A 12,395-nucleotide genomic window follows, 5' to 3' on the forward strand; every position below is an offset into this window, starting at 1 on the left:
GACGAATTAAGCACCTTACAAACACGTTTTACAAATGAAAAAAGAGTTGCTTATGAAGATGCTCTCAAACAGTTGCAAAAGAAGCCTCTAGAAACAGATGAAGCATTTTCTCAAAGAGTGACCCAAGTAGTATCAGATAGCTTGGTTCATATTCATTGGTATCGAGAACCCGACAATAACCGCTTTCATCAGTTGATCCCCATCTGGGAAAACTACTTCCTCTACTTTATGGGAAAATTTTCTGGCATACCCGAATTTGAAAAATACCACTACACAGATTATCAACGCAGTATAAAAAGAGGGGTAGGTATTTGTGGTGATGCTTCAATGGTAATGTCACAAATTCTGGATGAATATAGTATAAAAAATCAGATCATCTCTTTTCCTGAACATGTGGTGGTGGCTGCACAAACTTCTGCTAATCAAACATTAATTTACGATCCGGATTACGGTGTGGCATTACCCTACACACTGAACGAAATTCGCGAGCAGCCTGCTTTGATTACCGACTGGTATTATCAAGCAGGACATAGAAAGGCCGACGTAGATTTATTACAAAAAATTTACCAAAAACCCTTCAAAGAATGGAATGGGGTACAACATTTTTTTACCAAAAAATACTATTTTGAAAAAATAGCGTATGCACTAAAGTGGCCTCTACCCATTGTATTAATTGTTTTGGGCTTTTTTTTAATGAAGCGAAAATCACGCTAGGTTACTATCTATCCACAGCAACTAATTAGCCGCTAGAGTACAAAATCTTTGCTGCCCTTGGGCAAAGCGCATGAAAATGACAAAGAGAGCGTGACATGAAAATATTCGAACGATTACAAAGCCGATTAAACAAAAAACGGTTTGCAGCTGTTGCTCAAAGGGTTCGTAATACACCTCCCATTGCGCTGCCTAAAGATGCTGATGTTGTAGTAGTGTCACAGGTTTATCATAACGCTATGGATATGACCCTCTTGGCAATAAAGTCTTTTATTAAGTATTTTAGCAATGAAACCCTTGTTGAACTTATTGATGACGGTAGCCTAAACGCTGAAGATTATGAGCTGTTAAATTGGCATTTACCCGGTGTTAAAATCATTCATATCAACAGCATTGAATTAGGTGAATTGCCCAGCGGTGGTACGTGGGAAAGACTCACTTATATAATGAAGCGCTCGCAAGATAAATATGTGATACAAGTTGATACAGATACCATAACCTGTGGGCCCATAGACGATGTATATAGCGCAGTAAAAGCGAATCAAGCTTTTTCAATAGGCAACCCGAGATGGAGTAATAAAGTGCCTACAGAATATACCGCGGCCTATGCGACAAGTTTTGGCAATGAGCATGTTCAGTTTTTAGGTGAACGCCACTTACATACCTTAAAGAGCTTTGAACTCCCCTACTACCTCAGGGTTTGCTCTGCTTTCACAGGCTTCCCTAAAGGACAAGTGGTCATGCAAGACTTGGTCGCTTTTTCAAACGAAATGCAGTCGCTCTTAGGCGACAAAAAATGGAATGAATGGGGCTCAGAGCAATTCTCATCAAATGTAATGATATCCAAGCTAACTAACTCGTTTGCATTACCATGGCCCAAATATCAAAATTTTATGCAGCCAGTTTATTCAGGGCAACACAAAGGTATTGTTTCAGTCTTCCATTTCATCGGTTCACATCGCTTTTACGCTAGAACCTATGAAAAATTAGCCGCACAAACTGTAGAAAAACTGATGTAATTATTTTGCTTAAATATTGAACCAAACAAGAAACCATACTCAACTATCCAATCAATTTAAATAAATGGTTAAATATTCCAACTCAACTTAAATAAACTTTCTACCCCATTTACGAGCTGGCTCTTCTAGATATCGAAATGAATAATGTGCAATAACTAAAGAAATAATCGTTAAAAAACAGGCTGCAATAAACTCACTCGTTTGAGAATGGTCAAACTGAAAGACATTGGTTTTGAGAGCATTATAAACTTGTATAACCAACCAGTGCCACATATACAAAGAAAATGAAATATTTCCAAGGTACACCAAAGGCTTATTTGACAAAAATCGTGATGTACTGCTGTCGAAAACACCTAAATGGAGAATAAAAAACGCCACAGAGGGCAAAAATAACAACCATACCTCTTTAAAAAAAACACTGATTAAAAGTAACAGAACTAACAATAAACCAAGATTATCTTTAAAATTTATAAAGATGGTATAAAAACCCGCCCTTAAATAAAAAAGTAGAAAACCTAAAGAAAATTCAAAAAACACGCGGACCATCCCTCCCAATGACATCCCCCCATAATTAGTCCAATTCAGAGTAAAAATAAAAATGTGGTGTATGATAAAAATAAATATCGCTAAAGTTAGTACTTTAAATTGACTGTTGACCAAATTTTTAAAATACAACATAAACGGAAATAGCAAATACATGAAAAATTCAGCACTTATTGACCATGAGACTATATTCCAAGATATATCGATGAAGCCCCAATTCTGTATTAAAAATAGGTTGAGAATGAATGATAAACCAGTGTAAAACTGAGGCGAACGCTCGTAAAAATGCGGTATCACTAAAACGAGACATAAGGTAAATAACAGAGTAAAGAAATGTAAAGGATATATTCGTGCTAAACGAGATTTTATAAATTTGTTGTAGAAACCTAAAAAATTCCGACGCTCAATTGTAGTATCTGCATAAACGTAAGCCAAAATGAAGCCGCTTAACACAAAAAACAGGTCAACACCAAGCGCCCCATTTTTGAATATACTAAACCATGGGAGATCATTTCTAAACGTTTCATGAATATGCATAAACAATACTATCAAAGCAGCGAAACCTCTAATTGAGGTTAAAGCAGGAATACTTCGGGGTTTATCCATAATGTGATTTCCTAGTAAATTGATGATAACAAGCTCGAAATACTCTATTAAATATGATGAAATCATCCAAAAATTCCATAATATATGGTTGGCTCTGACGTATCAAAATCGAGTCGTTCTCTTCAATAAATCAGAATATATCTAATCCTTGTTTCTTAATATATGCAATAAACCGCTGTCCCATTACTTGTTCGCCAAACTGATTTAGATGCCGCTTGTCCGAATAAATAAGTTTGTTGTCAATTAGGATCCCCTGTGGATAATCAATATTAAATGCGTCTATTTTAGATATAAAGCCGACAGCGCTTGCCTCTAATTTTTTTTCAAAAATACGTTCAAGAAATACCGACATCTTAATGGCGTTTGGCGAGATATAACGAGTAATTTGCTCTTCTAAACTAATCGAGTAATCAAAAAATTCGGGATCAGTTGTCAATGGCGGAAACATACCAACAATGTAGACCGGTACTGCATATTTTTTTTGAACCTTGGTAAAGTAAGCAACCACCTCGTTGATCGACGACTCATGCACGTCACTTTCTGAGGCTTCATAAATAGATTTAGTAAACAAGCGATCAGGCGTTTGGGTATACAAAACACTATTTATGGCATTTTTATGTTTATCCATAAAAGTCAAAAAATCTTGATATTGACATCTATGTGGTGGACGACTGCCATCAACCATACTGTGTGCTCGACAAAAACCTCTTGAAACACTGACAACAAATTGCCCCTCTAGATTTCTGGCAATCGCATTGTACAGGTCCATTCCGTGGCTTCCACCAAGTATAACCGTCGCCTTGCCATGGATGTTTGCGCAACCTTCAAAACGGCTTATAAAATCAGCACTGAAGGTCTCATTCCAAATTAGGCATTCTGAGTTAACCATATTTTTAGCTGAATCATCGTTCAGTTGGCTGAGTAAAGTAAATCTAGCCATGTTTTCTGGATAAATTTCTTTTTGAATCAACATATTAGCACTAAATACTGCGCCAATCATAATAACGCAAAATGTGCCCGCTAAACTAAATTTAAAAATTCTAGCTCGAGTAAATGTTTGTTTATTTCTGAATGGATTTTCAACATATTTCCAGCTGATATAACTAAGGCAAAATATAATAGGCATAACAAGCAAAATGAATGAAAGTGACAGTTCCTCACCAAATTGCATTCTTGCTAAAGACAAAATAGGTTGGTGCCACAAATACAGGCTGTAACTTATCAATCCGACTCCGACCAAAAACTTATGTGACAACAGCTTACCCGCTGCATTTTCAGCGCTTGCAAACAAAATAATAAGTACCACACCAACAACTGGAAATACTGTCAATAAGCTGGGGTGAGGTGTAGTGACATCGAAATAAACATTACAGGCCATAACAATAAAAAGCCCGAGTAAAGACAGTATGTTCTTATTCATCGATGATACGCGGCTAAACCAAGCACGCTGATAAACCAGCGCAGCCACTGAGCCAAATAATAGTTCCCAAGCACGAGAGGGTATTAAATAAAAATTAGCAACACTCGAGTTGCGCCAACCCCACTCAGCCACGCCTAAGCTCAATAAGATGCAGAATACTAAAAATAAGGTAAAAGGCTTGCGTCCAAACCTAAACAATAATGCAACACAAATAGGAAAAACTATATAAAACTGCTCTTCTACCGACAAACTCCAAGTGTGTAACATCGGTGTAGTTTCTGATACATCGCCAAAATAGCCAGACTGTGTCCAAAACCAAATATTTGATACGAACAAGGACACAGACAAGAGGCTATTGCCATAACTGCTCAGTAGATCAGGATGAGTTGTAACAATCGGGAAAGCAATCGAAGTTGCGATAATAACGATAAACAAAGCAGGTAATATGCGTCGAGCCCGTCTTTCATAAAAAGTCACAATAGAGAAGGATTTTTTACGCACATCTTCCACTATTATGGAGGTGATTAAGTACCCACTTATGACAAAAAAAACATCAACACCAATGTAGCCACCACTTAAACCCGGTAAACCTGAATGAAAAAATAACACCGGCAATATGGCCAACGCCCTTAGTCCATCTATTTCTCGCCTGTATTGCATAAGGTCTGCGCTATTCCTATTTTACTGAGGCGAGCTGGCAGGTTGCCGCTGCAACCAGTTTGCAACACGTTGCAAACGCTCACTATTATTGTAGAGCACTCTTAAATATCGGGAGCCAGGCACTTCAATTAATTTATTTAGTAAAGTCGCCAATACAATACACGTTAATAACACCACTGGCATAGCCAGTGCCATAGGTAACTCAACTGCATAAGCATAATTGATTAACGCATAACCAATATTTTGATGTATTAAATATAAGGAATATGAAATAACACCAAAAAAGGTAAATACTTTTGATGCTAAAATAGACAAACGAGAAGTGACAGCTAAATAAAACAGGCAGTATAGACCGAGCAAACCTAAAACAATGTGGCTTGGATATTCTGCAGCCAGTGATACAACGGTTAGACTTATCAGAAGATACGTTATCAAACTGGCTTCTTTACTCCAAATTTTATAAAAACAAATTCCCGCGACAAAAAGCTCAACGTATTTCAGTAAAAAAAAGTTCATTACATTCCCAGATATCGGCACCGAAAATTTATAGTAGGTTAGCAACGCTGCGATGCTAACCCAGCCACATAACCAGTATTCAATTCTACGAAGTTGACCAGAAACCAGAAAAACAAACATCCAAAAATAGAATGCTAATTCAAGGGTAAGTGTCCAGTAAACGCCGTCGACATGGGGCACACCTAAGTATCCTTGCAGCATAGTTAAGTTAACTAACATATCAAACCAATCACTCTCGCGGCCTTCGAGGCCAATTACAGCAACGACTGAAAAAGTAATCATTACTGCAGCCCAATAAACAGGGTAAAGACGACTGAATCGCGACCAGATAAAATCAAAAGGTCGCTTACAATTCGTTAAGGTCCAAAAAATAACAAAACCACTGACCATAAAAAACAAATGAACGCCATAATAACCATATTGAAAAAAATCCGGAATAGGAAAGCTGTGACCGTAATTTCTGTTGTATTGAAAAAATAAATGATAGAAAACCACTACAAGGGCCGCCAATCCGCGTAATCCATCTAGTTCGAGCAAGCGCAATTTAGTCATTTAATTTCCCGCACATGATCTCTCCAACCACCATGTTAATTTTAAAGTCACTGCTTAAATATGCTGGCTTGCAATTAAAATAACCTTCAATAGAGCAGCATTAATTTCGCCTAATAAAAAGCGTAAAAACAACACTACAAAAATTGTCCGTTTTCATTTGTCGTTATTACCGAGTATTTTTTTAGACGCAAGTTTGAGTTTTTCTGGTTTTAAAACATAAATATTATAAATACACGCAGTATAAAGTATCAGCCAATACAAAACCTCAGCTCTAAGTCTATTTAAAAAAGACATTGCCACCACAAAACTAATAAGCGCACTTTGAATCGCAATAATCTTAAAATACACGTCAACATTTTTTGCTTCTTTTACTTTTCTTTTGGCAATACGAGCGGTTCTAAAGGAGGCCCACAACATCATTAAGAAAGCAAAAATACCGGGATAACCTATCTCGCTCAAGGTCTCAAACCAAGTAGAATGTACTGAACGATTACGACTTCTTCCTGTATTTATGTTTTGAGGGATATAAACTGGTGAATAGTAGTTAAACCCTGAGGCGCCAGCCCCTAGAGGGAAGTCTTTTGACATATCAACAGCAGCAGCCCAATAGGCCATGCGGGTAGCGCCCGACTCATCATCTTCATTGATCTTCGTTTCAGTTTTAAGCGTGGCCATTCGGTCAAGAAAACTTTTATCAACTAAGACCAATGAGCCTGCTAAACCGCAAACTACAATAAAAATAACCGTAAGTTTTTGATTTTTACGTTGAAACGACGAAAAGTACATATTGTAAATGAAGATTGTAATACCAGCAGCAGCGCCTAAAAATGCCCCACGACTATTTATTAGCACTAAGGCATTAGCAACAAAGACCCCAGCAACAGCAAATAGCAGCTTGGTATGCATTCTGGTATTTACCCAAAAGTAGTACAAACACAACACTATGGCGGGTGCTAAAGCGGCCGCTACCCCGTTTGAGTCAGGAGCATCAACCATGCCTACGCCTTCGACCCTGTCACCCTGATTTCGACCAAACTGAAAGATATAAAACGATAAATAAAATGCACCATAAAGATAACCATATACAAGGTAATCGATATCTTTTTCAGTATCGCAAAGAATATAACCAAGTGATACCACCACCGCGATAGTCACAAAAGCGTCCATAGCGAACTTATGAGGCATTGGCAATATAGCGTAAAAAGAAGCAAGACAATACAGTATCACGACAACGTAGAGCCACCTTATCTGTGGTACTTTTAAAGGATTGTTGACCTTTATTTTTTCGCTCTTGAGTATTACAACAATGATCAAAGTAAGAACGATATAAAACGAGTAACTGAGGTCGGCAATACTGTAGCGCCACCATTTTGTTGCAGGATTAAAAAAATAAACACCTTGGTACAATACAAAGAGAAACACAACAGAGGTTCTTACTGCTAAGGCACTGCAGACTAAAAATGTTCCGTAAAACATTAAAACACTAATCATTTGACGCCACTATCACTAGGTATACGATCACAGCTTAATTCACTCATAATATTAACTTTTTAGACCACTTTACCCATGCCTTTGAGGTTAAGCCAGCGTCGCGAATCGATGCATTCGCTTATTACACCATATGAGGCTTATTTTGCACATCTTCTTCGAATTAACAAAATATCATTTTAACGCTTATGTTAGTTCTCATCTTCTATTTAAACTGGGTGACCAGCTATTGGGATGCTATCAGTACGCTCTTTTTACTCACCGTTTCGTCTAACATACCTGTTGATGCTAATGCCCAGTTGACAGCCCAAATTGCTATCATTAAAAATAAATGCACCAGCCCAAATATTCCCATCAGTGCCGACTCATTCAGTAACTGATCTCGAGAAGGGCTCAACAGAAACTGTAAGGCAGAAAAACCTTGCCCGTATTTGTAAATAAAATCCTGTAAACCAGACTCAACAAGGATGTAAGCTAATGGGATTGATATCATGGTTAAACAAGTCAATATGACCAAGCTAATTTTCTTAGTGGGCAAATAGCGAGGGAACCAACTAAAGCTCAAAATAACGACCATAAACAAATATGCAACTAACCAAAGCAACTTAAAGGAATAACCATTATTAGGGAGTAATTCAATAATATTATCGGTACCTGCTTGTACAACCGTGATACCGAAACATATTGGTAAAATAGCTATCGCATAAAAAATACACAATAGCTTGCTCGCCGCCCTAATAACGATAAGATGTGAAACCACATTTAGGCTTGCTACACAAAAAAAAGCGGCTGAGATAAAGAGATATAGTCCCATAAACCGATAAGCAAGCTCTATGTAACTTGGCACGTTGTGCCACACTGGAAAACCTAAAATATCGTAAATACTTTCTAAAGGCAGCGAAAAATAAATTAAATTAAACAGCCCAAACGTATGAGAAAAGACAGCAAGTAGCAGCCACGCAATACTAAAACTCTTGTTACTAAGCAGCACATCAACTAATTTCTGCGGAGCGCCCAATGCAAAAAATAGGGTAATGGTTATTAAGAATGCGCTAACAATAAAATGGTGCTCAGCGAACAACTCCTTGATGTTATATGGGGTTTTGTCAAAAGTTGCGATAATAAGCAAACTGAAAAATACGAGCGCAAGGCTTGTAAATAAACGGTAGCACTTAAACCAACCAACACCACCATTTTCGTTTTTCGGTTCATCATTGTTAATGTGCTTTTTGTACAAAGCAAATCCTAAATAAAGCCCTGTTAAATTTAATAAAAAGTCACTCAAAACTGCCACTTTATGAACTAAAACTAACTGTATCAGCTCCAAACCCAAAATGTAAAAAACGGTCAATAGAGTAAAAAATACCGCGGTTTTTTTTTGGATTTGATACTTATAGGTTAACGCGCTAATTAATACTCCAAGTGGCAAAACTAATAATACTTTGCGCAATAATTGGGTAATTGCTGAATAAGGGCTTCCGCGCCAATAACTTTCAAAAGGGACAGAAAAGAAACTATTCCACTTAACTAAAAACTCAGTTTTTGATTGGATAAGTTCGATAGGAAACAAAGCAAAAACCGCTAAGAGCAGAGCCCATAATACCAGCGAAATTTCAATTACATAAAAACGATAAATTGGTTGAGGCGTATTTGCATTTCGTGTAGCCAGACTTTCCGCGCCATATTTCAAATACAAATAGATGGCTAGCCAAGAGCCCATGCCGGCTGTTAAAACGTCAGTAATGTCAGTGTATCGACTCAAAACAAATAGCTGCAGTATTTCAACGACGAAAGAAAGAAAAACACATCGAAAGAAAACCGTTGTTGCAGAGTACTTTCCACTTTTTAAATACAATAAGGTAATGAGCCCCCAAAGAGCGAGGTCAGAGATGACTCCAAATAAGTAGGGTAAAATAGGATCTCGACCGGGATTAAAAGGAATCATATTAATTTTCCCATTGGCCCATTTTTTATAAATTTCCACAGGACTAATAGACAGATCAAGCGGCATCAGGTTATAGAGAGTAAAAATGATGAGCACTAGTAATGCATACACAGTCCACTTGTCTTGCTGCCTACCTTTAAGAAACACCTCAAAATGCGTAATAAAACTCAAATGGGTGAAATAAAATAAGATATAGCCTGTCTTTATGCCCAGAAATTGGGCAAAAACGTCTTTAAATGAGGAGACGCGTGCGGCAATGAACATTTGTACAAATTCTATTGTGACTGATAGCATCAACAAGAACACTAAAATAAGTATCAAAGCGATCAGCACACTACTTCGCTTTTTATTAAGTGCAAAAATTAGCAACAACGCGTAAGTAAGGGGTATAAAAAGTAAATAATTAGTAAACCAATCTGAGCGATTAACTATTGTAAAATCGAAAAATGGTAAGGCTAAAAATTGGGACAGAGCCTGTTCAAAAGGCAAATCATTGAAATTCAGCGGGACAAAGCTGCCATATACAACAAAAAGACCGTAAAAGAGACAAAACCAAGCCGCCATCGACCGAATTGAATTCATCAATTAATTTATCCTTGTATTTTGATACCACATCAAGTGTTGCTTCCTTGGTGTTTAACTAAGACTAACGTTTTCTAATACTTAAGCAAAAAAACGATTCAGAAGTATGTCATTGCCTCTATCTATAATGCAATATAAGCTAAAGATACCAAATCATATATGCATTGTTTAATCTAATAAAACAGAGCCTGAATCAAACACAATGTCACGTTAATGAATATAGTAATTTTATCGCAACGCGTTCCTTTTCCTCCAAATAAAGGGGAAAAGATCAGAACATTTAATCAACTTAAATATTTGAGTGAACTTGGGCACCAAATCCACCTTTTTTCACCCCATGAAGATAAAACAGAAATAGAATATTTTGACACTTTGAATAAATTACTGTGTCAAACCGTTACCACTTCCCGGCTTAAACCAAGAGCTTTGCGCTTATTAACGGGTTTGGCAAAAAATCAGTCTCTGAGTGTTGCTAATTTTTACGACAGTACTCTTCAACAATATCTTGATGAGTTTTTGCTGGCTAATAACATTGACGCTATTCTCTGTGGCGCCTCTTCCATGGCTGAGTATATTTTTAAAAGTTCAGTATTAAAAACCCTAAATAACAAGCCCTTGCTTATAATGGATTTCATGGATGTTGATTCTGACAAATGGGGACAATATAGACAAAGCAGTTCTTTTCCAATGAATATCGTTTATGCCAGAGAACAACGTCTGTTATCTAAATATGAAAAGCAAATTGTGGCATGTTTTGATACCTGTTATCTAATAGCACAAGCAGAAGTTGATCTTTTTAACCAACGAGTGATAAAAAGTGAAAAAGTCCATGTTATGGGTAATGGATTAGACACAACTTCATTCTACCCTCCCCATAAAAAAATCCTAAATACTGCTCCCGTTTTTTTGTTCACCGGTGTAATGGATTATAAGCCTAATGAAGATGCCGTTATTTGGTTTGTAAAAGAGTGTTGGCCAGCAATCATAGCTAAACATGCCAAAGCCAAGTTTATTGTGGCAGGAATGAATCCCAGTGCTGACATTCAAAAGCTAGGTAATAATAAAAATATAGAAGTAACGGGGTTTGTAGAAGACATACTACCTTACTATCACCAAGCCGATATTTTTGTTGCCCCTTTTCGCTTAGCCAGAGGAGTACAAAATAAAGTGCTTCAAGCGTTTTCATGTGCTTTACCCGTCATTTCTACACCAATGGGGGCGGAAGGTATTTCATGCATAGCAAATGAGCATATCTTAATCGCTTCAACTCCTAACGAATTTATTTGCTATGTTAATATGCTAATAAACCAACCAGAACAAGCTAAGATCATTGGTGCGAATGCAAGGCAATTAATCGCAAAAAGCTACTCTTGGCAAGGTCAATTGCAACCACTAAACCAACTACTTAGCGCTACACAAAAAATATGAAAAACGTCCTAAAACAATGCCTTTTTATTTTAAGTGCACTAATTGTATGCCCGTTGACTTTGGTCTATTTACTACTTTCTGTGGTGATGGATAAAGACTCACTAATAGCAACTTTCAGCCAAGTATTAACGCTAATCCCCGGGAAAACAGGGGCTTATTTAAGGAGTGGATTTTACAGGTTCTCTTTTACGTATTGCCATCCAAATGCAGTTATTTCTTTTATGGTTTTGTTTTCACAATTTGATACCGAAATTGAACAGGGAGTCTATATCGGGCCGCAGAGTAACATAGGCCGTTGCCGTATTGGCGAAAATACCTTAATTGGCAGTGGCGTACATATAATGAGTGGCAAAGGACAACACAACTTTGATGACCTGACTAGCCCTATTAAGGATCAAGGTGGTGAGTTTCAAAAAATTTCTATTGGAAAAAATTGTTGGCTTGGCAATGGTTCATTGGTGATGGCAAATATTGGAGATGGCTGCATTGTAGGAGCAGGTTCGGTGGTTATAAACGATATACCCGCCTACTCCATAATTGCAGGCAATCCCGCAAAAGTGATAAAAAATAGGTTACCCTAACTTGAAAGTCTTGATGGTAACTAAACAACCGAAGTATTTTCGGATGGTATCAGGTAAGCAAAACAGTTGTAATTGCCATGAAAACGATGAAAATGAGCTACAACATCACCCTGATATTAATATCCAAACGCTGTAGTTGATTTATAGCATTAACAACTAAGTCACTTCAAGGGCTTAGGTTTTATCTATCACATGCTATTAGGCTACTTATACTGAAGCAGAACTTCCTGTATGGACGTTCCCAAGAGCGATGGCAACACTGTAACTATTAAGCCAACGTAGGCAATACAAAAAACTGATCCACTTGCGATAAATTGGGTCACTAAACCCATTTCAAAGCATTG

Annotated in this window: 9 protein-coding genes; 4 read left to right on the forward strand and 5 right to left on the reverse strand. The window is 37.3% G+C overall.

Annotated features, from left to right (window positions below):
* A partial coding sequence (locus tag NWQ57_RS13140; protein ID WP_306022608.1) for a hypothetical protein occupies positions 1-714 on the forward strand: 714 nt, incomplete at its 5' end.
* Positions 715-809: 95 nt separating this feature from the next.
* Positions 810-1,730, forward strand: a complete 921-nt coding sequence (locus tag NWQ57_RS13145; RefSeq protein WP_306022609.1) for a hypothetical protein — start codon at positions 810-812, stop codon at positions 1,728-1,730.
* 87 nt (positions 1,731-1,817) lie between these two features.
* Here the strand turns inward: NWQ57_RS13145 and NWQ57_RS13150 are convergent, their stop codons facing one another.
* The 5 genes from NWQ57_RS13150 to NWQ57_RS13170 form a co-directional block, all read right to left on the reverse strand.
* Positions 1,818-2,879 carry an acyltransferase gene (locus NWQ57_RS13150; protein ID WP_306022610.1) on the reverse strand — a complete coding sequence of 354 codons (1,062 nt, stop codon included), beginning with the start codon at positions 2,877-2,879 and terminating at the stop codon, positions 1,818-1,820.
* Positions 2,880-3,009: 130 nt separating this feature from the next.
* Entirely contained in the window at positions 3,010-4,959 is a 1,950-nt protein-coding gene (locus NWQ57_RS13155; RefSeq protein ID WP_306022611.1) for an acyltransferase family protein, read from the reverse strand.
* Between the two features lie 21 nt (positions 4,960-4,980).
* On the reverse strand, positions 4,981-6,027 hold the full coding sequence (locus NWQ57_RS13160) for an acyltransferase (protein WP_306022612.1): 1,047 nt from the start codon (positions 6,025-6,027) through the stop codon (positions 4,981-4,983).
* 153 nt (positions 6,028-6,180) lie between these two features.
* Entirely contained in the window at positions 6,181-7,518 is a 1,338-nt protein-coding gene (locus NWQ57_RS13165; RefSeq protein WP_306022613.1) for an O-antigen ligase, read from the reverse strand.
* A gap of 223 nt (positions 7,519-7,741) precedes the next feature.
* Positions 7,742-10,042, reverse strand: a complete 2,301-nt coding sequence (locus NWQ57_RS13170) for a VanZ family protein (protein WP_306022614.1) — start codon at positions 10,040-10,042, stop codon at positions 7,742-7,744.
* A 213-nt stretch (positions 10,043-10,255) separates the two neighbouring features.
* Here NWQ57_RS13170 and NWQ57_RS13175 point away from each other — a divergent pair, with 213 nt between their 5' ends.
* Together NWQ57_RS13175 and NWQ57_RS13180 are read left to right on the forward strand one after the other, a co-directional pair.
* Positions 10,256-11,470 carry a TIGR03087 family PEP-CTERM/XrtA system glycosyltransferase gene (locus tag NWQ57_RS13175; protein ID WP_306022615.1) on the forward strand — a complete coding sequence of 405 codons (1,215 nt, stop codon included), beginning with the start codon at positions 10,256-10,258 and terminating at the stop codon, positions 11,468-11,470.
* Complete coding sequence (locus tag NWQ57_RS13180; protein WP_306022616.1) at positions 11,467-12,051, forward strand: DapH/DapD/GlmU-related protein; 585 nt, start codon at positions 11,467-11,469, stop codon at positions 12,049-12,051. The genes NWQ57_RS13175 and NWQ57_RS13180 overlap by 4 nt, the downstream gene beginning before the upstream one ends.
* Positions 12,052-12,395 lie beyond the last annotated feature (344 nt).

This window comes from Paraglaciecola sp. (genome assembly GCF_030730205.1).
Classification (GTDB): Bacteria; Pseudomonadota; Gammaproteobacteria; order Enterobacterales; family Alteromonadaceae; genus Paraglaciecola.